The 21,824-nt window shown below is 37.2% G+C and carries 29 protein-coding genes; 23 read left to right on the forward strand and 6 right to left on the reverse strand.

From position 1 onward, the window contains the following. The first annotated feature begins 53 nt into the window (after positions 1-53). From MHH64_RS08885 to MHH64_RS08905, 5 genes are all read left to right on the forward strand, one after another. Positions 54-794, forward strand: a complete 741-nt coding sequence (locus tag MHH64_RS08885) for a pirin family protein (RefSeq protein WP_303451142.1) — start codon at positions 54-56, stop codon at positions 792-794. 44 nt (positions 795-838) lie between these two features. Beyond that, a complete protein-coding gene (locus tag MHH64_RS08890) occupies positions 839-1,117 on the forward strand; it encodes a hypothetical protein (protein WP_095309996.1) in 279 nt (92 codons plus the stop codon). A 63-nt stretch (positions 1,118-1,180) separates the two neighbouring features. After that, a complete protein-coding gene (locus MHH64_RS08895) occupies positions 1,181-1,864 on the forward strand; it encodes a YitT family protein (protein ID WP_340003087.1) in 684 nt (227 codons plus the stop codon). A 57-nt stretch (positions 1,865-1,921) separates the two neighbouring features. Next, positions 1,922-2,884: a cation diffusion facilitator family transporter gene (locus tag MHH64_RS08900; protein ID WP_095309994.1), complete on the forward strand. Its 963-nt coding sequence runs from the start codon at positions 1,922-1,924 to the stop codon at positions 2,882-2,884. Positions 2,885-3,139: 255 nt separating this feature from the next. Then, positions 3,140-3,742 carry a hypothetical protein gene (locus MHH64_RS08905; RefSeq protein ID WP_340003088.1) on the forward strand — a complete coding sequence of 201 codons (603 nt, stop codon included), beginning with the start codon at positions 3,140-3,142 and terminating at the stop codon, positions 3,740-3,742. Between the two features lie 172 nt (positions 3,743-3,914). On the opposite strand, the gene MHH64_RS08910 is transcribed toward MHH64_RS08905, so the two are convergent. Then, complete coding sequence (locus MHH64_RS08910) at positions 3,915-4,058, reverse strand: hypothetical protein (RefSeq protein WP_158586198.1); 144 nt, start codon at positions 4,056-4,058, stop codon at positions 3,915-3,917. A gap of 205 nt (positions 4,059-4,263) precedes the next feature. Between MHH64_RS08910 and MHH64_RS08915 the strand changes: the two genes are divergently transcribed. Both MHH64_RS08915 and MHH64_RS08920 read left to right on the forward strand, forming a co-directional pair. Next, positions 4,264-5,718: a SulP family inorganic anion transporter gene (locus tag MHH64_RS08915; RefSeq protein ID WP_118888623.1), complete on the forward strand. Its 1,455-nt coding sequence runs from the start codon at positions 4,264-4,266 to the stop codon at positions 5,716-5,718. Between the two features lie 33 nt (positions 5,719-5,751). Beyond that, positions 5,752-6,174 carry a universal stress protein gene (locus MHH64_RS08920; RefSeq protein WP_340003271.1) on the forward strand — a complete coding sequence of 141 codons (423 nt, stop codon included), beginning with the start codon at positions 5,752-5,754 and terminating at the stop codon, positions 6,172-6,174. Between the two features lie 76 nt (positions 6,175-6,250). Here the strand turns inward: MHH64_RS08920 and MHH64_RS08925 are convergent, their stop codons facing one another. Both MHH64_RS08925 and MHH64_RS08930 read right to left on the reverse strand, forming a co-directional pair. Further along, positions 6,251-7,369, reverse strand: coding sequence for an FAD-dependent oxidoreductase (locus MHH64_RS08925; protein WP_340003089.1), 1,119 nt, complete (start codon positions 7,367-7,369; stop codon positions 6,251-6,253). A 1-nt stretch (position 7,370) separates the two neighbouring features. Beyond that, complete coding sequence (locus MHH64_RS08930) at positions 7,371-7,826, reverse strand: DinB family protein (protein ID WP_303451123.1); 456 nt, start codon at positions 7,824-7,826, stop codon at positions 7,371-7,373. A gap of 272 nt (positions 7,827-8,098) precedes the next feature. Between MHH64_RS08930 and MHH64_RS08935 the strand changes: the two genes are divergently transcribed. After that, positions 8,099-8,659: a hypothetical protein gene (locus tag MHH64_RS08935; RefSeq protein ID WP_340003090.1), complete on the forward strand. Its 561-nt coding sequence runs from the start codon at positions 8,099-8,101 to the stop codon at positions 8,657-8,659. A 173-nt stretch (positions 8,660-8,832) separates the two neighbouring features. Further along, positions 8,833-9,762: a manganese-dependent inorganic pyrophosphatase gene (locus tag MHH64_RS08940; protein ID WP_340003091.1), complete on the forward strand. Its 930-nt coding sequence runs from the start codon at positions 8,833-8,835 to the stop codon at positions 9,760-9,762. 108 nt (positions 9,763-9,870) lie between these two features. Here MHH64_RS08940 and MHH64_RS08945 read toward each other — a convergent pair whose 3' ends face one another. Next, positions 9,871-10,071 (reverse strand): cold-shock protein, encoded by a 201-nt coding sequence (locus MHH64_RS08945; protein ID WP_067724698.1) that lies wholly within the window; start codon positions 10,069-10,071, stop codon positions 9,871-9,873. A 306-nt stretch (positions 10,072-10,377) separates the two neighbouring features. Here MHH64_RS08945 and MHH64_RS08950 point away from each other — a divergent pair, with 306 nt between their 5' ends. Together MHH64_RS08950 and mscL are read left to right on the forward strand one after the other, a co-directional pair. Beyond that, entirely contained in the window at positions 10,378-10,530 is a 153-nt protein-coding gene (locus tag MHH64_RS08950) for a small acid-soluble spore protein P (protein ID WP_095309980.1), read from the forward strand. 132 nt (positions 10,531-10,662) lie between these two features. Then, a complete protein-coding gene (mscL, locus tag MHH64_RS08955; RefSeq protein ID WP_095309977.1) occupies positions 10,663-11,040 on the forward strand; it encodes a large conductance mechanosensitive channel protein MscL in 378 nt (125 codons plus the stop codon). 10 nt (positions 11,041-11,050) lie between these two features. Here mscL and yidC read toward each other — a convergent pair whose 3' ends face one another. Both yidC and MHH64_RS08965 read right to left on the reverse strand, forming a co-directional pair. Next, positions 11,051-11,866 (reverse strand): membrane protein insertase YidC, encoded by an 816-nt coding sequence (gene yidC, locus MHH64_RS08960; protein WP_340003092.1) that lies wholly within the window; start codon positions 11,864-11,866, stop codon positions 11,051-11,053. Beyond that, positions 11,758-12,174, reverse strand: a complete 417-nt coding sequence (locus MHH64_RS08965) for a hypothetical protein (protein ID WP_158586199.1) — start codon at positions 12,172-12,174, stop codon at positions 11,758-11,760. The genes yidC and MHH64_RS08965 overlap by 109 nt, the downstream gene beginning before the upstream one ends. A 630-nt stretch (positions 12,175-12,804) precedes the next feature. On the opposite strand from MHH64_RS08965, the gene MHH64_RS08970 reads away from it, so the two are divergent. From MHH64_RS08970 to ade, 12 genes are all read left to right on the forward strand, one after another. After that, positions 12,805-13,788 carry an ABC transporter ATP-binding protein gene (locus MHH64_RS08970; RefSeq protein WP_118888626.1) on the forward strand — a complete coding sequence of 328 codons (984 nt, stop codon included), beginning with the start codon at positions 12,805-12,807 and terminating at the stop codon, positions 13,786-13,788. Next, the gene (locus MHH64_RS08975; protein WP_095309968.1) at positions 13,766-14,539 is read left to right on the forward strand and encodes an ABC transporter permease; all 774 of its coding nucleotides are present in this window, start codon (positions 13,766-13,768) and stop codon (positions 14,537-14,539) included. The genes MHH64_RS08970 and MHH64_RS08975 overlap by 23 nt, the downstream gene beginning before the upstream one ends. Positions 14,540-14,657: 118 nt before the next feature. Continuing rightward, entirely contained in the window at positions 14,658-15,080 is a 423-nt protein-coding gene (locus MHH64_RS08980; RefSeq protein WP_095309964.1) for a spore coat protein, read from the forward strand. A gap of 118 nt (positions 15,081-15,198) precedes the next feature. Beyond that, positions 15,199-15,753: a DUF1273 domain-containing protein gene (locus MHH64_RS08985; protein ID WP_095309957.1), complete on the forward strand. Its 555-nt coding sequence runs from the start codon at positions 15,199-15,201 to the stop codon at positions 15,751-15,753. A gap of 91 nt (positions 15,754-15,844) precedes the next feature. Continuing rightward, a complete protein-coding gene (locus MHH64_RS08990; protein ID WP_340003094.1) occupies positions 15,845-16,507 on the forward strand; it encodes an SIMPL domain-containing protein in 663 nt (220 codons plus the stop codon). Between the two features lie 567 nt (positions 16,508-17,074). Then, positions 17,075-17,563: a GNAT family N-acetyltransferase gene (locus MHH64_RS08995; protein ID WP_095309954.1), complete on the forward strand. Its 489-nt coding sequence runs from the start codon at positions 17,075-17,077 to the stop codon at positions 17,561-17,563. Between the two features lie 28 nt (positions 17,564-17,591). Next, positions 17,592-18,128 (forward strand): GNAT family N-acetyltransferase, encoded by a 537-nt coding sequence (locus tag MHH64_RS09000; protein ID WP_095309952.1) that lies wholly within the window; start codon positions 17,592-17,594, stop codon positions 18,126-18,128. A 231-nt stretch (positions 18,129-18,359) separates the two neighbouring features. Then, positions 18,360-18,482 (forward strand): hypothetical protein, encoded by a 123-nt coding sequence (locus MHH64_RS09005; protein ID WP_303448680.1) that lies wholly within the window; start codon positions 18,360-18,362, stop codon positions 18,480-18,482. Continuing rightward, on the forward strand, positions 18,479-18,658 hold the full coding sequence (locus MHH64_RS09010; protein ID WP_340003095.1) for a hypothetical protein: 180 nt from the start codon (positions 18,479-18,481) through the stop codon (positions 18,656-18,658). Before MHH64_RS09005 ends, MHH64_RS09010 begins: the two co-directional genes overlap by 4 nt. Next, positions 18,658-19,146 carry an 8-oxo-dGTP diphosphatase gene (locus tag MHH64_RS09015; protein WP_340003096.1) on the forward strand — a complete coding sequence of 163 codons (489 nt, stop codon included), beginning with the start codon at positions 18,658-18,660 and terminating at the stop codon, positions 19,144-19,146. Before MHH64_RS09010 ends, MHH64_RS09015 begins: the two co-directional genes overlap by 1 nt. A gap of 16 nt (positions 19,147-19,162) precedes the next feature. After that, positions 19,163-19,993: a GNAT family N-acetyltransferase gene (locus MHH64_RS09020; RefSeq protein WP_340003097.1), complete on the forward strand. Its 831-nt coding sequence runs from the start codon at positions 19,163-19,165 to the stop codon at positions 19,991-19,993. Positions 19,994-20,078: 85 nt separating this feature from the next. After that, a complete protein-coding gene (gene ade, locus MHH64_RS09025; protein WP_340003098.1) occupies positions 20,079-21,821 on the forward strand; it encodes an adenine deaminase in 1,743 nt (580 codons plus the stop codon). The last annotated feature ends 3 nt before the right edge of the window (positions 21,822-21,824 follow it).

Below are 21,824 nucleotides of genomic sequence, written 5' to 3' on the forward strand. Positions count from 1 at the left end.
TTATAGTTTGCTATAATAATAGCAGAATGTATAAATGAAAAGGAGGGCTTTGGATGCTGCAAAAGTTATTCGCAGACAAACATAAACAGCCCTACAAAGGCTATTTCACAATAACTCGTGTGCATCCAGGCGATATTGTTGATCAAAAGTTTCATGATACTGCATTTGGTCCTTTAAGCGTTATTGATCATGCTGTTATGAAAAAAGGGTTAACGATAAAAATGCATGAGCATATGAACGATGAGATACTAAGTTATGTTTATAAGGGGACATCAAATCACAAAGACTCATCAGGGTTAGACGCTCCAATATTTCCTGGGAAACTTATGATGATGAATGCTGGTTCTAGCTTTTGGCATGAAGAGAAAGTAAAAAATGAAGACGTAGAGATGCTGCAAATTTTCGTGCGGCCGAGAGAAGCAGACCTGGAACCTAGAATTCAATTTCATGAGAAAGAGGTAGCTAATCGAAATTGGTATGTGATGGTAGGGCCAGAGGATAGTCAGACACCGTTGTATGTTAGAAATAATGTATATATTCTTGACGCACACCCAAAAAAGGGAGATGTCTTGGATATTCCTGTTTACCCAGAGCTCGTGCCTTTTTTATATGTACTAGATGGAGAAGTTGCAATCGATGATGTTCAGTTAAATCCGAAGGAAGCGGTAACAGACTTGGATAACCCACTTCCAGCCATTACAGCAATAGAAGACACGACTGTTGTTTTATTCTTTGTCGATATGGATGCAGCGATGACTATGTCTGGGACGATTAGTGGGAATGCAAGTAATTGATGAAGAAACTATATTCTATAAGAATTAATGAAAGGATAGGAAGTATGTTACAAAAAATGAAATCGTATAGTCAGCTTTTCATCGCAAAGAAATCGTTGAATACACTGTTAAAAACGAATCGTTACGAATCTGAAGCGCTCATGAGAAATTATCATACCATATTGGTGGAAAATAATCAGCTTCATGAGGATTTAACAAAAGGATCCGTCGAAGGCAAGAATAAGCTTTCCATACAGTTGATCGATTCTTTTATTAAGCTTCGTGACCATCGTCATGATGAAGATTTCTATACACAGGTAGCAAAGGAATGGGTAAAAAAGTAAAAAAAGATGAAGTAGCGCGGCTTTATATTTCGAGGAACAGACTCTACATTTGAAAAAAGGAGTATGGATATAAAGCATTTTTTATGGTCACAGATGGGGGAGGTTAAAATTAATTATCCACTTCGTTTAGCGTTTTATTTCATAGGTGTTATTGTGTTCAGTGCAGGTATTACATTAACAATTAATATGCAGCACTTGGGGATTCATCCGTGGGATGTGCTATGCGTCGCCTTTTTTGAAAAGGTGGGGCTATCGATTGGATCATGGAATATCATCATTTCTGCTGTATTAATCATAATAACCTGGATCATAGGTAAAAATTATATTAAGCTTGGTACGTTTTTGAATGCAATTTTAGTTGGTTTGTTTGTCGATCTGTATCGTTGGATGGATATTTTGCCAAACGCGACACATACATGGATTGATATTCTGTTCATCATTCTTGGTATTGTCATTATGGGATTTGGTGGTGGAATGTACAATGCGGCAGGCTTGGGGGCAGGACCAAGAGATGGCTTTATGCTTTCGATAGCAGAAAAGCTGGGAGCGCCGATTGGCAGGGTACGAATAATTACAGAGTGCAGTGTACTTGTTATTGGACTTTTAATTGGTGGACCAGTCTTTATTTTTACATTTATCTTTACGTTTATTCAAAGTCCAATCTTTCAATTTACATATTTAAGGCTTGGTAAGGTTGTGCTTCGACGGGATTATAAGCATCCGGAAAGAGCATCTAATGCAAAATAAATTCTCCTAATATAACAGGGCAACTATGGGTATAGCTATTTATATAGGAGGTATGTGATGGGTATTATTGAAAGATTGAAACAGGGAAATACATCATCAGGTATTGCTGCACTTGGAAATACGTTTCTTGCTGCTATCAAAGGTGTAGCTGCTGCGTTCAGTGGCAGTGGTACGATGTTTGCATCCGCAATGCATTCCTTAGCAGATGCGGTTAATCAAGGCTTTGTTTATTTTGGAAGTGTTCTTGCTGAATTGCCACCCTCGAAGCGTTTTCCAGCAGGATTTGGCCGTGTTATTAATATCTTTTGCATGATTGCCGTAGTTGTCGTTACGATAATGGCGTATGAAACAATTAAAGAAGGCTGGCATTTATTACAGCATCCAGCAGAATCAACGCACTTTTGGCTTAATCTAATTATTCTATTGGTTGCGTTATTGGTTGACGGGTTTATCTTGTATAAAGCAATGAAGGAAATCAGGATGGAGACTGGAGGCGACAAAGCTGTCGCTATCATTCCTTATGCATTTAAAAATGTAAATAAGGCTTCACCTGCAACAAGGCTTGTGTTTTATGAAGATTTGGTTGCTACGGCAGGTGCAGTATTAGCGATTATTGGGATTGTATTGGCGCAATTTTTCAGTATACTTGCCGCAGATGGAATAGCGTCTATGATTATAGGGATTCTAATGTTATATGTTGCCTTTCGGGTTGGCTATGATAACATGGTTGGTTTAATCGGTGTATCTGCTCCAGCGGAGATTCAGGATAAAATATATAACATCGTATTAAAAGATGAAGATGTCGTTGATATTAAACGGATACGAATGATACAAGAAGGCAGGCTTTATCATGTGGAAGGCACGGTTGAACTGAAAAAAGGACTAAGTTTAGATGAGGCGGATGATATTAAATATCGCTTAAGAGACGTTTTATTAAGGGAGCCAGAAGTTGCCGATGTTTTGTTAGGGATTGTCGAAACAGATGATATAAAGAATTGGAATCCAGAAGAAAAAAAATAGACATGTCCTGCATGTTTATTTTTTTTGCAATATAGAAAGCAAAGGCACACTCCTAAATGAATTAGATGCCAAGATACTGGAAATTTTATATAAAAGTTAAAAATTAATAACTTTTATTTATTGGAAATTTAATTTTAACAAAGGAAAGAATTCGATTTGGTAGGGATAAGCAAACTGATAATGATATTTACTATTCTGGAAATATATTTTAGCTATGCTAGAATGAAGGAAATAATTAAAGAGGGGGAGAGGTATGTGAATGTGGTTTATGATAGAGATAAGCTTACAGAAGAACTATATGGTATTCTAGACGATCTGTTATTCTTTGCTAAAGAACATTATCGAGTGCGCCTTTATAAGAAAATCGAATGGATGATCCTGCAACTTGGTATTCGTGAAGATTTTCAGGGCGGATTATTTAAATCATTTATCTGGATTGTTATTTTTTGCGATCGTGATGCAGATGGTTTAACAATATATCAGCATTATTTAAACAAAAGAAGGAATTGCTTGGAAGGTATCAATATAAAGCTGCGTAATGTTCTATTTAGCTGGCTTGAGCTGCGACCTGGTTTTTATCGTGTAACGGAAGCAGGCAACAGGAGTGGTAGTATCTTTATTTTTCAAGATGTGATTCATCAAAGGATAAGTGTTGTGTATTGTAATCACTATCCATCTCTGAAGAACGGGGATCTTATCAGTGGTTTGTTAATGCCATTTGGAGAAGACTTTTATTGTACGATCAGTAGTTCAATTGAGGTAAATACAGATACTCCAATACTATTGGATAAGGATTCTAAGCAAGCTGATATGAAATCGTTAAAAGAGTATATCAGGATAATGAAGCTCGCCTTATAACAGTTTTGGGGAATAATGAATTAACATTTGAAAAGTGTTGGATAATCGAGTGTTATTCAACGAAAGAATCGCAGTATTACCACAGGCATAATGATATTGGTTTTAATTAGAGTGTGCGGGTGGAAGAAGATAAAATCGAAAAACCAAAGAAATAAACACTTCTCTGGCTATCTCAAATGAAAAGCTCTGTGCTTTCTTCTAATGATTTTCTATCAACATCATAATCCTCAATGATATTCTCCATAAACCACCAGGTTAGAAGCATAGCAATTACAGTAACAAGCACAATGATAAGTATAACAACTTTACCCTTCATGGAAGACACCTCTTTCGTCTACAGATAGGTTATCAAATTCGTCATTACCTGTAAATATAAAATTCCGAACACGAAGAAATCACCCGTGTATACGCTAAATTATGACTTTGATAAGAAGCTTGTATTATGGTATGATAAGCTTTTGGAAAATGATAATCTAGGTAGTTTATAAGCAATAATATATAAAATAGAAAGAGGTAAAAAATTGAAAATTGAGCAATTAAAGCAAGAATGGTTTGGAAATGTGAAGGGTGATATTTTGTCTGGAATTGTTGTTGCACTTGCACTTATTCCAGAAGCAATCGCATTTTCGATTATTGCTGGTGTAGATCCAATGGTAGGTTTATACGCATCTTTTTGCATTGCGATTGTCATTGCCTTTGTTGGGGGAAGACCAGGCATGATATCAGCTGCAACAGGTGCGATGGCATTATTAATGGTAAACCTCGTAGCAGAGCATGGGCTGCAATATCTATTAGCAGCAACTATTTTAACAGGAATTATTCAAGTTGTTTTTGGGGTATGTAAATTAGCAAAAGCAATGAAATTTGTACCGCACTCCGTCATGATTGGTTTTGTTAATGCATTAGCTATCTTAATATTTGCAGCTCAGCTTGAGCACTTTGTCGGGGAAACATGGATTATGTATGCACTTGTTGGCTTAACGTTAGCAATCATTTATCTTTTTCCACGTTTTACAAAAGCAATACCTTCTACATTGGTGGCAATTGTAGTTGTGACTGCAATTGTGATATTCGGCAATGTTGATATTCGAACGGTTGGTGATATGGGGGCATTGACACAGCAATTGCCAGTCTTTCTGATTCCGTCTATTCCATTAACATTGGAAACATTAATGATTATTTTCCCATATTCTCTTGCATTGGCAATTGTTGGTTTATTAGAATCGCTTCTAACAGCGAATATTGTGGATGATATGACAGATACGGAAAGTGATAAGAATAGGGAAAGCCGCGGTCAAGGAATCGCAAATATCGTAACCGGATTTTTTGGCGGTATGGCTGGATGCGCGATGATTGGACAATCTGGTATCAATGTTAAATCAGGTGGAAGAGGTCGGTTATCGACATTTGTTGCTGGTGCATTTTTAATGTTTCTTATAGTCGTTTTGGGTGACCTTGTTGTTCAAATACCGATGGCAGCTTTGGCTGGGGTAATGGTGATGGTTTCCATTAGTACGTTTGATTGGTCTTCGGTACGCAATATTTTCAAAGTGCCAAGAACCGATGCGTTCGTAATGGTAGCAACGGTTATAATTGTTGTTGTAACGAATAATCTAGCCTTAGGAGTATTTGCAGGTGTAATATTAAGTGCAATCTTCTTTGCAGCGAAAATTTCGAAAGTAACGGTGACAGATAGTCTTGATGAGGCAGGAAATAAACGAATCTATCATGTAGTCGGACAATTGTTCTTTGCTTCTGTTAGTGACCTTCCAAAGCGGTTTAACTATGAAGATGCAGTTGAAAGTGTTGAAATAGATTTGCTGAATGCGCACTTATGGGATGATTCAGCAATAGCTGCATTGGATAAAATCGAATCAAAGTTTAAGGATGCTAACATTCGAGTTATGTATACTGGGCTAAACAAGGAAAGTATGCAGTTGAAAAACAAAATACATGGTATCTCTTCCGAATATTAAGCTGATTGTGCTATGATGGAAAAAACGGGGGTGGTGCGTTTGTTTAAACGAATTTTGCTAGCGGTTGATGGATCTGATCATTCCGTTCGCGCGGTAAAATATGCGATCGAACTGGCTGAAAAGTTTGATGGTGTCATTGAAACCGTTTATGTTGTAGACGAAAATACCGCTAAGAAAGATGTATTGTATGCTGCAAATAAGCTTGAAATTGAAGCGAAGCGGAAGGAAAAAATAAAACCGATTCGGAATTTATTGGAACAATCGAATGTTGTTTTTGGTACACACGTACTCCATGGAGAACCTGGCCCATGTATTGTTCAGTTTGCAGAAGAAAGAGAAGTTGATTGTGTGGTAATCGGAAGCCGCGGATTAAATCAAGTACAATCCTTTCTTTTGGGGAGCGTCAGCCACAAGGTTGCTAAACGAACAGCATGCCCGGTCTTGATTGTTAAATAATTATATTGAAAAACTGCCCTATCATGAGGGCAGTTTTTTGTTTATTGTTAGAAATAGGAAGGATTAAATACCCAACCTATTTAACAGCACCAGCTACTGGATAGTTGTCTAAATTAATTTCAGGCGGCTTCCCTAATGCCAGGCTTGCTAATTGGTTACCAATATAGGGTCCCATTGTTAACCCGGTAGAGCCTAGTCCATTGGCAAGCAGTAGCCTTTTAAAATTAGGCAGTTCCCCAATTACAGGTAGAAAACCAGGGGTAACTGGTCTAAAACCAACTCTTGTTTCTAATATGGTACTACTCTGTAAGCCAGGAGCTGCATCAATTGCTTTATTTAAAATTTCCTGTATGCCACCAGCAGTATTTCGATAATCAAATCCAGTGTCATCTTCGTATGTTGTACCAACCACAATTCGTCCACCATCAAATGCTAGCAAGTATTGGTTATTCGGAGGCATGACAACAGGCCATGTGGATGTATCCATATCAGGAACTGCTAAATGCATGATTTGCGCACGTTGTGGGGTAACTTGAAAAGTCACTCCAAGTGGTTCGATTAGTTCATTCATCCATGCACCTGTTGCTGCAATTACGCAATCTCCATCAATGTTTGTACCATTTACAGAAACTCCAGTAATTTCAAAGCCATTTCTAACAAGGCTCGCATTTCCAGTTATAAATTCAGCACCATTCTTTTTTGCAGCTCGAAGCAGCGCATCCCGTAGTTTGCGCCCATCGACTCTAGCTGCACCACTCACATGCACGGAACTATACGCTTCTGAAAGTAAAGGGAACATTGATGTAGTCTGTTTCGAATCAAGTAAGGTAATTTCACCAATTTCAGGGGCGGTCTCCCGGCGTTTAAGTGCTCGATCACGCATTGCAAGAAGCTTTTTTTCATCCGTATGGAGACTAATCGCACCGATTTGAGCATAACCAACGTCCTCTTCACCATCTTTTTGCAATTCATTGATTAACTTATGGTACATCCGCGCCCCGTTTTTCGCTAGATTATACCATGCTTTATTTCGGCGCTGGGAAAGCCAGGGGCAAACGATTCCCGCGGCGGCATCTGTTGCTTGCCCTTGATCATTTCGATCAATAACAATAACATTGACACTTTTTTGGGCGAGATGGTAGGCAGTGCTTGCCCCTAGTATTCCAGAGCCAATTATAATGCATTTCTTGACCATGTTACCCAGCTTTCACAACTTGGTGCATTGCTTTGATTTTTCCAATATGCTCTGCTTCATGATAAGCAAGCATGATTAACAAATCTCCATGTGTTTCGATGCTGCCAAACGGTACCTTAAACTTAACGTTGGATTTCCAAAATAAATCATCAAATTCATTTACACGATTTTGCTGATCTTCGAGTGCTTCAATTAATACATCAAGTGATGGTGCTTCTGAAGTCCAATCACTCGGCTTGGTACCCGAACTAAAAAGCTCTGCAAAAACCTTTGGAATATTTGTTGACTTTGCAGGATATCTAAATAAAAATTTCTCAGTTACAACAAGTGCATGTCCAATGTGCCAGCGAATCGTATTACTAAAGTATTCCGATTGGCGATCAATGGTAGATTCGTCTAGCTCTTTTATAAATGTCAGTAAAGAAGTTCTTGTTAAATTGAATTGTTTTCGTGACATATTTATCCCTCCAATAGTATTGATTATAATAGAAACAGCACTACTTTAACAATTATATGGATTTTATAAAGGAAATTGTAAACTTTTCAAGAATAATAAAAGAAGGGAGATGTTTTGATACAGATTTTTCAAGAATTCTTTTCCAATGACTTCCTTAAAATGGTGATATGTTACACGCATGAAAAATAAACAGGAAGCATAAGGAACGAAAGAAGCACTTGGATGGAGTGGAAAAACTGTATTTTATTAATTGCAACAAGGGGTGGCTTTTTTTGAAAAAGAGAAAACTGAAAATGGGTTGGTTTGGTTGGACGATGACTTGGGTCGTCGTAATTATAGTAATTGCATCTAGTCTCTTCTTTTTTAATGTATTCCATCTAGATATAAAGTCCCTATTCCAGGATGAGGATTTGGTTGGCTCAACTAATCAGAAGGATATTTCACAAGAGTCAATGGAAGAAATTGATCGGGTACGTGCTACCGTTGGGAGTGAAAATACGGAGATAAGCCGTTTTATTGCCACGATGCACGAGTTTTATAATAACACAACTGGATATGGTGGGATTAATAATCTGGATTGGGATGAGCAAAGGGGACAAGCAGAAACTGTCATCGATAAGATCGAACAGCTAAAAACAGAAGTTACAGATGAATCACTACTCGTGGATTTAAATCATATTGTTGATATAGCAAACCGTATATCGGATGAGCAAGATAGTGACATTGTTCGTGATTTGCATCGTTATTTTCATGATTTAGATATTGCACTGAATAATTACACAACCTTTGACCGAATCTGGAATGTAACGGAAACATTAAAAGACATAGAATAAGTCAAAAAATAACACATAGCGACAAAAAATATGGTACTCTAGTATTGGAAAACTTGATTGTTACCAAGAGTCTAGGTGGCAAACCTCAGTTGCACCTGTTTATGCAGTAAGAAAATATTGGACTTTCTTAACTGCCAAGAGAAAATTCACATTAAAGGAGTTATAAAAAAAGTATGACTAAACCATTCATTTTTGGACATCAGAATCCAGATACAGATACAATTTGCTCGGCTTTAGCTTTAGCGGATTTAAAAAATAAAATTGGCGAAGAAGCAATTCCGGTAAGACTTGGAGCCGTTAATAATGAAACGCAATTTGCATTAGATTATTTTGGTGTCAAAGCACCTGAACAGATTGAAAAAGTAGAAGACGGTGCGAAGGTTATCTTAGTGGACCATAACGAATTCCAGCAAAGTGTGGAAAACATTGAAAATGCGCATATTCTAGAAGTTGTCGATCACCATCGTGTCTCTAATTTTGAAACGAGAGAAGCATTATATTTTCGTGCAGAGCCAGTAGGCTGTACAGCTACGATTTTAAATAAGATGTATAAAGAAAAAGGTATTCCTGTTACAAAGGAAATTGCTGGTTTGCTTTTATCAGCGATCATCTCTGATTCTTTATTGCTAAAATCTCCAACCTGTACGGATGAAGATGTGCAAGCAGCACATGAGCTTGCAGAAATCGCAGAAGTGAACATTGAAACCTATGGTCTGAAAATGCTTCAAGCTGGAGCTGATCTAAGTGATAAGTCTGCACGTGACTTAATTACGATGGACGCTAAAGAATTTTCTATGGGTGAGGCAAAAGTCGAGATTGCTCAAGTAAATGCGGTTGACACGAGTGATATTTATAAAAGCCAGGACCAAATTGAAGCGGAAATAGAGAAGGTTGTAGAAGCGAAGGGATTGGATCTATTTCTATTTGTTGCAACGGATATTTTAAATAATGACTCCGAAGTACTTGCAATCGGTAGCGGGAAAGATAAAGTAGCATCTGGATTTGATGTAACATTTGCAGGAAACAATAGAGCAATGTTAAAAGGCGTCGTATCACGCAAGAAGCAAATTGTTACAACGTTAACAGACGAGTTTTTAAAATAAGTAATGGAAAGGGATCTCTGCTCCTATCTTAGGTTAGAGATCCTTTCTATTTAGTCGCATATAAAATAAAAAAGCTTTCCCAAATGGGAAAGCTTTTTTTATCAATACTTACGCTTTGTTAACGTTAGTAGCTTGTGGTCCACGGTTACCTTCTTCGATATCGAAAGTTACTGTTTGACCTTCTTCTAAAGTTTTGAATCCTTCGCCTTGAATTGCTGAGAAATGTACGAATACATCGTCTCCACCTTCAACTTCGATGAAACCGAAGCCTTTATCTGCGTTAAACCATTTTACTGAACCTGTGTTCATTAAAAAAACCTCCATGTGCATTTTGCACGTTTATTACTATTTTTGTTCAAGATACAACTCAAGACGAAATCACTAAAGAGATACTACTGTCTATCCTGTATTTCTCACGAACAACAATAATTATTTATATTATAGCATAGATTTCTTAAAAATATCCACTTTTTTTCAAAAAAGTTTTGAGGAGATTTATATTGTTACTTAAAGTACTGATATAGCAGTATTTTGCGTTGGTTTGCCAATTAAAAAATATGCATAATATCACACTTAAAATAGAAACTAAGAGAAAGGGGAAAGGAGTGATACATCATGGCAGGAAAACCAAAGGGACCAAAGCAGCAAGAGAAAGTGAACTTACCTAAAAGTCCAGTGCAGCCATATGGTGAGCCATTAAGTGGTTCTAAAAAGGATAAAAATGCAAATCATTCTAGACAAAATCATAATCCACACCATGGTTTATAATTGTTCTTCTTCTATTAAAAGAGCATAATCAGTTACGATTATTGCTCTTTTCCATTCTATCCCCTAAAATTATAATTGTGCTGCGAATTGATATTTAGTGGTATGTATACTTTTTAAAAGGAGAATTTATTAATGTGGAAGGATTTTAAAAAATTTGCTTTTCAAGGGAATATCTTTGACCTAGCTGTGGCAGTTGTAATTGGTTCAGCTTTTGGTGCAATTGTAACATCCTTTGTTGAGAATATTATTACGCCTCTCGTAGGAATTTTAGCAGGGGGTATTGATTTTACCGGATTAAGTATAACTGTTGGAAATGCGGAAGTATTATATGGCAATTTTATTCAATCCTTTGTTGATTTTTTGATTATTGCATTTGCAATCTTTATGGCAATCCGCGTCCTGTCTAAATTTAAAAAGAAAGAAGAAAAAGTTGTTGAAGAAGTAATCGATAAGCAAGAACAGCTGCTTACTGAGATTAGAGATCTATTAAAAGAACAAAACGTAAAATAAAACCTGCAGATTATGCTTCTGCAGGTTTTTCGCTGTTTTTATAAGAGTAGTACATTTTCTTAGCAATCAGTTGTTGCACAATCATGAATAGTCCACCAACTGCCCAGTATAGCGGCAATGCTGCTGGGGCATTTAACGAAATTACGCCGATCATGATTGGTGAGAGGAGCCCCATGATGGTCATCTGCTTTTTTGTTTTTGGGTCCATACCGAGTAGAGACACTTTGAACTGGAAATAGTAGATGACCACAGCCAGTATGGTTAGGATGATATCCGACTGCCCAAGATTAAACCAAAGAAAAGAGTGGGCTGCAATTTCAGGTGTTCGAAGAATCGCATAGTAAAATCCAATTAATATCGGAAACTGTATGATCATCGGTAAACATCCACCAAGTGAAGCTAATGGATTTACTTGGTGTTTTCCATAAAGCTGCATTAATTCCGCCTGCATTTTCTTCTGTTCGTCTAAATCCTGCTTGTTGCGGTACTTCACTTGTATTGCATCCATTTCAGGTTTTAATACATTCATTTTCTCTTTCATTGCAGTATTATTTTTAATTTGTTTTAGCATGATAGGCATCAATGCAAATCGAATAAATAGAGTCAATAGGATAATGGATAACCCGTAATTGTCATTGAAAAAACCGGCTAAACCCTTGATTAGTACAGAAAACGTATAGACGAAATAATGGTCAAACCAACCAGTGGAATTAGCGCTTATTGGCTCGGTTGTGCCTTGGCATCCAGCAAGTAATACAATTGATAAAAGCCCAAGTATGATGAAGCTATATTTTTTAATTTTGATGAATACAGAAGTTGTTTCCATTTTAGCCCTCCTAGATTTTTATAACGATAAAAAACTAGAGAAGAGCTGTCTTCTTCATTATCATCCGGTACCTCAATACGTTTCGTTCTATTGGTAATCCAATTACGTATATCCAGAGCTGTTGCCGTTAAGTCAGGTAAGGAAAGCAATTGAAATTGCAATGCATGTGATCTTCGAAGATACACATCTGTTTGATAAGTATTTGGTTGATTGTAAATTCGCAATGGAATGATGGAGAGCAATAAACCGATATAGAAATAGATTGGCGAGAACTCGTTAAATAATTCGGATAAGAGCTCGATAAGCATCTGTATTCACCCCCGTTCAAAAAGATAATATTAATACGTTTCAAAAGCGAGTTAGGTTTCACTTTTTCTTAAATAATGTCATTTAAGTTCTAGTAAAGTAACGTCTTGCTGATTTCGTACGATAAGTAAGATTGATTGATACCCAATTTCATGCCGTTCAGTCACCCATTAAGATGATGAGCGCCCCAAAAAAGGGCAAGCCAAGAGAATGGGTAACTCATAGAAGTGATCAGTGCCCCAAAAAAGAGAAAGCTAAGTAAATCGGTCACTCATCAAGGTGATGAGTGCCCCAAAAAAGAGAAAGCCAAGTAAATCGTTAACTCATCAAGGTGATGAGTGCCTCAAAAAAGAGAAAGCCAAGAGAATCGGTCACTCATCAAGGTGATGAGTGACCCAAAAAAGGGAAAGCCAAGTAAATCGGTCACTCATCAAGGTGATGAGAGCCCCAAAAAAGAGAAAGCCAAGTAAATCGGTCACTCATCAAATGAAGCAATTGCAATTAAACGAATCACTGCACTGCGTAATATGTGAATATCAGTCTTTAGACGTAGGTGATTTACAACTTCGGGTAGTGGATGCAGGGCCAATTCCTAATTAGAATGAAAATAGATTGAAGAAAGGATGAAATAAATGGAATCGATTATCGAAGTTCAGAATCTTAGGAAAACGTATAGAAAAAGAAGATCAAAAGAATATGTACACGCGGTCAGTGATATCTCTTTTAAAGTAAATCGAGGTGAAATTCTAGGCTTGCTAGGTCCAAATGGAGCGGGAAAAACGACGACAATTAAAATGATCTGCGGATTGCTGATACCTGATTCAGGTATGATTCGGATTAATGGAATTGATAATAAGGAGAAACGGCTGAAAGCATTACGGCATATCAGTGCAGTGCTTGAAGGGAATCGCAATCTATACTGGCGTTTGACTGTCAGGGAGAATTTGGAGTACTTTGCAGGAAATCGGGGAATGTCGCGGAAGGACGTCATTGATCAAGTTGAGGATCTGTTACTAAAATTCAATTTAAAGGGGAAGGAAAATGAACTTGTTAATCGACTTTCTAGAGGAATGCAGCAAAAGCTGGCAATAGCAGTGGCAATGCTGGCCGAAAGTGATGTTATTTTACTGGATGAGCCGACTCTTGGATTGGATGTTGAAACAGGCTATGAGGTACGAGAAATTTTAAAGGCGATTGTTCGGGATTACAATCGAACCATTATTATTAGCTCGCATGATATGGATGTTATTCAGGATATTTGTGAGCGCACAGTGATTATTAATCAAGGGAAAATTGTAACAGATGATCGAGTAGAAAACCTATTGAAATTATTTGAGATTCGCGCCTACACCATTACACTTGGTGACATTTTGAACAGTCAGCAACAACAATTACTTCTACAAAAATTTCCACAACATGACTATCAACAAGATACTTATCAATCCATTTTAAATATCGAATTAGCAAAAAGTGAAGGAATTTATGATTTATTCGATGTGCTCAAATTGAATAATACACCTGTAGAGGCAATTGATCGAAGAACCATTAATTTTGAACAAATCTTTATGAAAATTGTAAAGGGGGAAAAGCAGGATGCGTTGGCTCAATCTTCTTAAAGCAAATACAAAAAAGGAATATATTGAATTAAAGCGCTATTTACCAAATACAATTGCGATGCTGCTTACCTTTTACATTATTTTTGTCGGAATGTTTGCTGGAATTCAGCTAATTGGCGATCCAAGTACACAGGATAGCAACATCCAATATGCGATTGTAAATTATATTTTCTGGTTTTTATCCTTTATGGTTATCAATAGTATTGGCTATGAAATTATTAATGAGGCGATGAAAGGGACGTTGGAGCAGCTCTCGATGTCACCGATGGGAATGTGGCGTATTATGACGGTACGGCTAATTTCTACGACGTTCATAAATTTAGTTATTGTGATTGTGCTATTATATTTGTCGATGGCAACTGCGGGACAATGGCTGAATATCGATGTGATAACGATAGCTCCAATTTTATTGCTTACCGTGATTAGTATGTTTGGTGTAGGATTCATTATCGCAGGAATATCCATTATTCTAAAGCAGGTTCAAGCATTCTTACAAATCCTGCAATTTATTTTAATGGCACTAACCTTTATTCCCTTATCCGTGTCACCAGTTCTCGCTTTCTTACCTTTTGTGCAAGGGATTGACATGGTTCGTGAAGTGATGATCCATGGCGCTGCATTTAACCAGCTTCAAGTCGGAGATTTTATGATATTAGGATTTAATGCACTTTTTTATTTTGCAATAGGCATTGGGGTATTCTTATATTGTGAACGAGTTGCGATGAAGAAAGGATTAATGGCACATTATTAGTAGTAACAGAAAAGGCGTTTTCTTAGAAAAATTTCAGGAAATAGGTACATGTCTCATACAATCCGCGATTAACTAACATAGGTTAGAAGTGAACCAATAATAGAAAGGGGATTATTCAATGAGACATCGTCATGGACGTCATTGTGGTTGTAATTCTTGTAAAACAATTGTACATCCGACAAAGTATAATTGTGTTGATACTTTCTCACAAAGTACAGTTAACCATGTGCATCCTTCTCATACAACTGTTACAAACCATCATTTAGTTAAAAATAATCATTTCTTCCCGCACTCAACATCTTTTCAAAATACAACAAATAGTGTTGATGCATACGGTGGATCTTTCCAAGTTCCGGGCGGTCCGGGACAAGTAGCAGGAGCTATGTCACCAGGATATGGTCAAGGAGGCCAAGTTGCGGGAGCTATGTCACCGGGATATGGCCAAGGAGGCTATGGTCAAGGAGGCCAAGTAGCAGGATCTATGTCACCAGGATATGGGCATGGAAACCATAATTGTAAAAAGCCACAAAAATGGTGCTAACGAAAGAAAAGGGCTGGCAAATTATATGTTGCCAGCTTTTCCTTTTGACAAATTGGAAGGAAAGTAACTATCCTATTAATAAGTGTAAAGAAGGTATTTAAATGAGGTGTTCGTACATATGAAGATTTTAACCGTATCTGGATACAAACCAATGGAATTAAATATTTTTAAAGAAGATGATCCACGTATTACTTTTATAAAAGCAGCAATTGAAAAAAGGCTGATCGGCTTTATTGAAGAAGGCCTGGAATGGGTATTAATTTCTGGACAAATGGGTGTTGAATTATGGACAGCAGATTTAGTGCTCGAATTGAAGGAGATGTATGATATTAATATTGGTGTCTTTCCTCCATTTGAAAATCAGGATAACCGTTGGCCCGATTCTATAAAAGAAAAATACCAAGAATTAATGATGATTGCAGATTTTTATAAACCAATTTATCAAGGAGATTATAAAGGACCTTATCAATTCAAGGCCAAAAATATGTGGTTTGTGGACAAGAGTGATGGCTGTCTCCTTTTAATGGATGAAGAATATCCAGGAAGCAATCGATTCTTTTATGAAGCAGCAAAAAACGCAAATAAGGATTATCCTATTTTTACGATTACACCAGCAGATTTAGATGATGCTGTAGAGGAGATTCGAATGTCTGATCCTAACTACTGGGAGTAAGCATTGATAGTCAAATTAATTAAATTTAATCTTTTCCCTTTCCTTTGCATATTATCTATGGAAGCTAAAGATAATGAGGGGCGGGATAAGGATGTATTATTCGTATGGACCTCCATACAGACAGCCTGTTTCCAGGCAACAAGATCGTATGCTTATAGTGACTGGAAATGGTAGAGTTTCGGTTGAACCCGATATAGCGAGTATTCAGCTTGCTGTTATTACAGAGGATGAATCGTTAAGTAAGGCTCAACAGGACAATGCGCAAACAATGAATCAAGTTATTCAGTCGTTAGTAGATTTAGGTATACCAAGGGAAAATATCCGTACAACTTCATATCAAATATTCCCAAGGTATGATTTTGTAGATGGTGAGCAGTTATTACGCGGCTATGAGGTTACAAATCAGATTACGGTTCGTATTAGTCCGATTTCTGAGGTTGGAACAGTTATTGATACTGCAGTACAAAACGGTGTAAATCGGGTATCATCCATTCAATTTTCAGTTACGAATGTAGAAAACTATTACCAGCAAGCACTTACCCAAGCACTGGAAAATGCACAAGCAAAAGCTAGTACGATCGCGGAAAGCTTGCAAGTAGACCTTGATCTTACACCAATCAAAATAACGGAAGAAGTCTCAGAAACGCCTGCTACATTCAAAACAATGGCAGTTTCAGCAGAAAGCTTTTCTACACCAATTGAACCTGGTGAGGTTGGTATTAGGGCTGTTGTAGAAGCTCGATTTCATTACTAAGTAAAACAAGGGACTGAACGAACGTCCCTTGTTTAGCTGCTTTCACAGGTAGTTTATAATATCTTTATGAAATTGATTTCTATCCATAGTACAGATCTGGATCAAGATATACTAGTCATAAAGCTGAACAATTTCTGAATCTTCCAGGTTGTATGTAGTGGCTTTTTCCTTTGGAGTGACTTCATCCCGGGTATAAGCTATTATCTCTTTTAATGAGTTCTGATTCGGAGTTAATACTTTATTTACATTAATAGAGAAAATAGCATATAGTAATGCATTTACAGATGATTCTAATAAACATTCCCAATAATAGGTATTTTGAGATACATAGACGATATGAACTTCCTTTCTCTGCAGAGGTAATAGGTAACGGAAAAGCATTTGGAAAAAGGGAATAAAAAATAAAGAAAAATCGTTAATAGATTAAAGCATTGCAAACAGCTGCAATGCTTTTTGTATGTAAAAAATTGTGATTGCCTACTCCTTTTTAAATTAATTGATGATATAATGTTAGAAACTATTCGAATTAAGCAACAATTAAAAAGAGTGTTCAAAAGGATGAGTTTTATGGATTATTTGATTCGCAAAATGAAAAAGCGAGATATGAAGCAGGTGCAAGACGTTGCGAAAACAAGCTGGAGTGCCACTTACGAAGGGATTATTCCTATGGATATTCAAGAGCGCTTCCTAAAAACTGTTTACAGTAAGCAAAATTTAAAATGGCGTCTAAAAAACACTACCTTTTTTGTTGCTGAGATAAATCACCGAATAGTAGGGTTTGCTAATTTTTTTCAAGTTCCTGAAAGTGGGCGAGTAGAATTAGGAGCGATTTATATATATCCGGAGTATCAAGGGGCAGGAATTGGTACTGCGTTTTTAAGAGCCGGTATTGACCAATTTGGTTTGAGGGAACTTCATTTGAATGTGGAGAAAAATAACCAAATTGGAATGAATTTCTATCATGCTAAAGGATTCGAAGTGGTAGCTGAGTATGATGATAACTTAGAGGGGCACATGTTGAATACGGTTCGAATGGTATTGCGTCTAGGGAAATAACCTATCTAATTAAAGGGAGAGAGAAACAATGATGATAAGAAAAGCAACGATTGTTGATGCAGAAGATATTGCTAAAGTACATGTAGACAGCTGGAAGACAGCTTATAAGGGGATCTTACCTGACGAATTTTTAAATCGTTTATCCTATGAACAACGAACAATGCTTTGGGAGCGTAATACATTGGAACAGAATGTATACGTTGCGGAAAATGCTGAGGGCAAAGTTGTTGGTTTTTCTATCGGTGAAAAGGAAAGAACAGAAATGTATGACGGGTATGAAGGGGAACTTAATGCGATTTATATTTTAAAAGCATATCAGCGGCAAGGTATCGGAAAGTTGCTTATTCAACCTGTCGTGGAAGAATTGCTGCAAAAAGGAATAACTACAATGATTGTTAAGGTGATTGAAGAAAATCCATCAAGGGTTTTTTATGAATCATTAGGGGCGCATATTGTCGATCGTTTAGAAATCAAAATAGCTGGTGCGTTCATGCATGAAATTGTTTATGGATGGTCGGATTTGAAACAGTTGCAGAAGGTTGCTGAACGGGCGTATGAAAAGTGAATGGTTAACCTCTCTGTGTAATAATAGACGATAGAAGTTGTGCAAGCAGAAGTGAGATGTGATAATGATTGGTTTGTATGGAAACAGATGAATATTGAATCATGGATCGCAATTTAGGTGTTGCAGGTGCGGTTGCACTGATTTGGTAAACAGAAAAAGAAGAAAAAAAAGCGCTGCTCCTCTCTCTAAAACAGGAAGAGAGGAGCTGGTTGAGTAATCGGAGGGAAATAAATGATTTTACATACGGAAAAGTCAAGGGAAGGGGAAACGATTATTTTCCTGCATACAGCGCTACAGACAGGTGGAACGGAGCTTGCGGAACAAGCTGCTTATTTTCGTGGAAATATCAGGTGATTTTACCGAATTTATGTGGTCATGGTAAATCCGTTTCGGAAGCGTATGTGGATTATTTTAACGAATCTGCAAAGGTTTTGTTGGAGACGATGGATTATTTAGAAATCGACACTGCTCATGTTGCAGGCTGTTCACTAGGGGCACTCGTTGGTTTCAAAATGAAGGGAAATGAATAATGTTTAAATATACCATTTGTTTCATTAGACGGGGTGATGAACTATTAATGCTAAATCGAGAAAAGTCTATTTGGATGGGCAGGTGGAATGGTGTAGGAGGGAAAATCGAACCTGGGGAAACGCCAACTGATTGTATTTTACGTGAAGTGAGAGAGGAAACCGGAATCCTCTTATCAGTGGTTCAGTATAAAGGAACGGTTACATGGGGAGACAAGAGCCATTATTCAGGCGGCATGCACGCATTTATTGCAGAGGTGCCTAAAAATTATACTTATCAAACGCCATTCAAAACTGAAGAAGGAATATTAGACTGGAAAAAAATCGATTGGATTCTGCATCCCGAAAATACTGGCATAGCTAATCTGCACTATTATTTGTCGCAGATGCTAGAAGAAGAAAATACATATGAATATCGGTTTGCTTATGAAGGGGAAGACGTCATAGCATATAACGTTTTTCCGCTTGAAGAATATGTGCCAATAAGCTAGAAACATGGGGGAATATATGTTAACGACAAAACAATTACGTGATATCAAAGCGCTTCAGTATCTTTGTGAAGCAGACGATCAAATAACGTTAAAATTGAATTGGGATATGCTGCAAAATAGAGAGGCAAACGAAAAGAATGACTTTTTTTATTATGAAGATGAAGAACTGATTGCATTTTTAGGTTTGTATGGATTTGGGAATAAAGCAGAGATATGTGGAATGGTTAAGCCGGCGTATCGTAGGAAAGGTATATTTTCAAGGTTGCTTGATGAAGCACTTGCCATTTGTAAAAACCGGAAGTATAGAGAGATTTTATTGAATGCACCAGCTGCATCTGCAACAGCAAAGGAATTTTTAAAAACAATTAAATGTGACCATACATCAACAGAATATCAAATGAAGTGGTCGAATATGGACCTTCATGAAGACATAGAAGTTATAGTTAGACCTTCTCTATCAGAACAGGATTTTAAAACAGAAATACAATTAGATATAAGCTGTTTTAATTTCTTAGAAGACGAAGCAGTTGATTATAATCAGCGGATAAGGAGAGATGATAAACAGCGATTTTTTATCATTGAACATGAAAAGAGGTCCGTTGGAAAAATACGTATTTCTCATGAAGAGTCAGAAGCTTGGATTTATGGATTCGCTGTTTTTCCTGAATTTCAAGGAAAAGGAATTGGAAGAAGAGCTTTAAGGCAAGTAATAATGAATGAATATAGAAATGGTTACGATGTATTTCTAGATGTAGAAGCGAAAAATTCCAATGCGCTGAAATTATATGAATCCTGTGGCTTTCGAACATTTCAAGCGCAGGAATATTATACGTTGGGTACAAGTTGACGGTTCAATAATGAAAAAGCTATGATGGGGTTTAAATAGCTGTGACGAAAGAAGTATTTCCAGAACATGAATAGGAGTTGTTTTGATGAGCAATTCAGAAGCAATTAAAAAAAGAATAGCAGTAGCTGGCAAAAGAACTCCTGCCGATACCGTTATTAAAAATGCTGATATTCTAAATGTTTTTACAGGAGAAATGATGGATGGAGATATTGCGATTGTCGATGGCTATATTGCTGGAATTGGATCGTATGACGGAATGGAAGAAATAGATGCCAGTGGGAAAACAGTGGTACCAGGATTTATTGATGGTCACGTTCATATCGAAAGTACGATGCTCACTCCACGGGAATTTTCCAAGCTTTCGCTACAACATGGTGTAACGACAGTTATAACGGATCCACATGAGATTGCCAATGTTGCCGGAGCAGAAGGAATCCAGTTTTTTTTGAATGACGCCGAAGATCTGCCGATGGATATTTTCATCAATTTGCCATCCAGTGTACCGGCAACTATGTTTGAAAACAATGGTGCAACATTAGATGCGAAAGGTTTACAGCCCTTTTTGGCTCATCCAAATGTTCTGGGTCTTGCTGAGGTCATGGATTTTTCTTCTGTGAAAAATGGAGAGAAACAGATTATTAACAAGATAGCAATGGTTCAAGCGAATGGAGGAGTAATTGACGGACATGCAGCAGGAGTTGATAAGGAAGATTTAAACGTCTATATGGCTGCGGGAATTCGCACGGATCATGAAAGTGTAAGCAGTCAAGAAGGAAAAGCCCGTCTTGATTTAGGGATGTATCTAATGGTAAGAGAAGGTACTGTTGCCAAGGACTTAGAGGCATTACTTCCGATTATCACAGCACAAAATTCCAGAAGGTGTATGTTTGTAACAGATGATATATTGTTAGATGATCTTGTAGAGCAAGGAAGCATTGATCATATTGTCCGACTTGCAATGGAAAAGGGACTAGACCCGGCAATTGCGATTCAGATGGCAAGCTTGAATGCTGCTGAATATTTTGGTTTACGTCATATTGGAGCTGTTGCATCAGGATATCAGGCAGATTTTCTGCTGTTAGATGACTTACAGTCTGTCTCCATTCATCAAGTATATAAGGGTGGCAAGTGTGTTGTAGATAAGGGAGAAATTAATAAAGCATCATTTTCTGAGGTGCGATCAATTCAAAGCACGATGGCTTCTCTTCCCGCATTTCATACAAAAAAGCTAACGGAAAATGATTTAGAGTTTCCTCTTAAATCAACTGATTGTAATATTATCGAAATTATGCCGAACAGTATTGTGACGAAGCATTTAAAAGAAAGTGTACACGTAGAAAATGGATTGTTCGTTGCTTCAGCAAAAACTGATCATCTGAAGGTGGCTGTGATTGAAAGACATAAGGGTACCGGAAATGTTGGAATAGGGATTGTGAAAGGATTTCGATTGCAAAAAGGGGCAATTGCTACTTCAGTGGCACATGATTCTCACAATATTGTTGTTGTTGGAGTATCTGATAAGGAGATGCTTCGCGCGGTCGATGAAGTTTTAAAAACAAATGGTGGATTAGTAGTTGTAGATGGAAAAGAAGTGTTAGCTTCCTTATCTTTACCTGTTGGAGGATTGATGTCTAACACTACTTATGAAGATACTTACAAAACGCTACAAAAAATGAATGCTGCAACAAGCAAGTTAGGTGCAAGTGAATCATTTAATTTGTTTCTAACTCTATCTTTCTTAACCTTACCAGTAATACCTGAATTAAAGCTTACGGATCAGGGGTTATTCCATTTCGATTCCTTTTCCTTAATTGATATAGAAATTTAATGC

It is taken from the genome of Oceanobacillus sp. FSL K6-0127 (assembly GCF_037983385.1).
In the GTDB taxonomy this organism is placed as follows: Bacteria; Bacillota; Bacilli; order Bacillales; family Amphibacillaceae; genus Oceanobacillus; species Oceanobacillus profundus.

What these genes read in the sequence shown, in the direction of transcription:
- MHH64_RS08910 (WP_158586198.1), bottom strand. Translation starts at nt 4,058, where the DNA reads ATGAAGGGTAAAGTTGTTATACTTATCATTGTGCTTGTTACTGTAATT.
- MHH64_RS08990 (WP_340003094.1), top strand. Translation starts at nt 15,845, where the DNA reads ATGTATTATTCGTATGGACCTCCATACAGACAGCCTGTTTCCAGGCAA.
- MHH64_RS08885 (WP_303451142.1), top strand. Translation starts at nt 54, where the DNA reads ATGCTGCAAAAGTTATTCGCAGACAAACATAAACAGCCCTACAAAGGC.
- MHH64_RS08975 (WP_095309968.1), top strand. Translation starts at nt 13,766, where the DNA reads ATGCGTTGGCTCAATCTTCTTAAAGCAAATACAAAAAAGGAATATATT.
- MHH64_RS08995 (WP_095309954.1), top strand. Translation starts at nt 17,075, where the DNA reads ATGGATTATTTGATTCGCAAAATGAAAAAGCGAGATATGAAGCAGGTG.
- MHH64_RS08945 (WP_067724698.1), bottom strand. Translation starts at nt 10,071, where the DNA reads ATGAACACAGGTTCAGTAAAATGGTTTAACGCAGATAAAGGCTTCGGT.
- MHH64_RS09000 (WP_095309952.1), top strand. Translation starts at nt 17,592, where the DNA reads ATGATGATAAGAAAAGCAACGATTGTTGATGCAGAAGATATTGCTAAA.
- MHH64_RS08985 (WP_095309957.1), top strand. Translation starts at nt 15,199, where the DNA reads ATGAAGATTTTAACCGTATCTGGATACAAACCAATGGAATTAAATATT.
- MHH64_RS08980 (WP_095309964.1), top strand. Translation starts at nt 14,658, where the DNA reads ATGAGACATCGTCATGGACGTCATTGTGGTTGTAATTCTTGTAAAACA.
- mscL (WP_095309977.1), top strand. Translation starts at nt 10,663, where the DNA reads ATGTGGAAGGATTTTAAAAAATTTGCTTTTCAAGGGAATATCTTTGAC.
- MHH64_RS08940 (WP_340003091.1), top strand. Translation starts at nt 8,833, where the DNA reads ATGACTAAACCATTCATTTTTGGACATCAGAATCCAGATACAGATACA.
- MHH64_RS08900 (WP_095309994.1), top strand. Translation starts at nt 1,922, where the DNA reads ATGGGTATTATTGAAAGATTGAAACAGGGAAATACATCATCAGGTATT.
- yidC (WP_340003092.1), bottom strand. Translation starts at nt 11,866, where the DNA reads ATGGAAACAACTTCTGTATTCATCAAAATTAAAAAATATAGCTTCATC.
- MHH64_RS08895 (WP_340003087.1), top strand. Translation starts at nt 1,181, where the DNA reads ATGGATATAAAGCATTTTTTATGGTCACAGATGGGGGAGGTTAAAATT.
- MHH64_RS08890 (WP_095309996.1), top strand. Translation starts at nt 839, where the DNA reads ATGTTACAAAAAATGAAATCGTATAGTCAGCTTTTCATCGCAAAGAAA.
- MHH64_RS09015 (WP_340003096.1), top strand. Translation starts at nt 18,658, where the DNA reads ATGTTTAAATATACCATTTGTTTCATTAGACGGGGTGATGAACTATTA.
- MHH64_RS08930 (WP_303451123.1), bottom strand. Translation starts at nt 7,826, where the DNA reads ATGTCACGAAAACAATTCAATTTAACAAGAACTTCTTTACTGACATTT.
- ade (WP_340003098.1), top strand. Translation starts at nt 20,079, where the DNA reads ATGAGCAATTCAGAAGCAATTAAAAAAAGAATAGCAGTAGCTGGCAAA.
- MHH64_RS09020 (WP_340003097.1), top strand. Translation starts at nt 19,163, where the DNA reads ATGTTAACGACAAAACAATTACGTGATATCAAAGCGCTTCAGTATCTT.
- MHH64_RS08965 (WP_158586199.1), bottom strand. Translation starts at nt 12,174, where the DNA reads ATGCTTATCGAGCTCTTATCCGAATTATTTAACGAGTTCTCGCCAATC.
- MHH64_RS09005 (WP_303448680.1), top strand. Translation starts at nt 18,360, where the DNA reads ATGATTTTACATACGGAAAAGTCAAGGGAAGGGGAAACGATTATTTTC.
- MHH64_RS08925 (WP_340003089.1), bottom strand. Translation starts at nt 7,369, where the DNA reads ATGGTCAAGAAATGCATTATAATTGGCTCTGGAATACTAGGGGCAAGC.
- MHH64_RS08970 (WP_118888626.1), top strand. Translation starts at nt 12,805, where the DNA reads ATGGAATCGATTATCGAAGTTCAGAATCTTAGGAAAACGTATAGAAAA.
- MHH64_RS08950 (WP_095309980.1), top strand. Translation starts at nt 10,378, where the DNA reads ATGGCAGGAAAACCAAAGGGACCAAAGCAGCAAGAGAAAGTGAACTTA.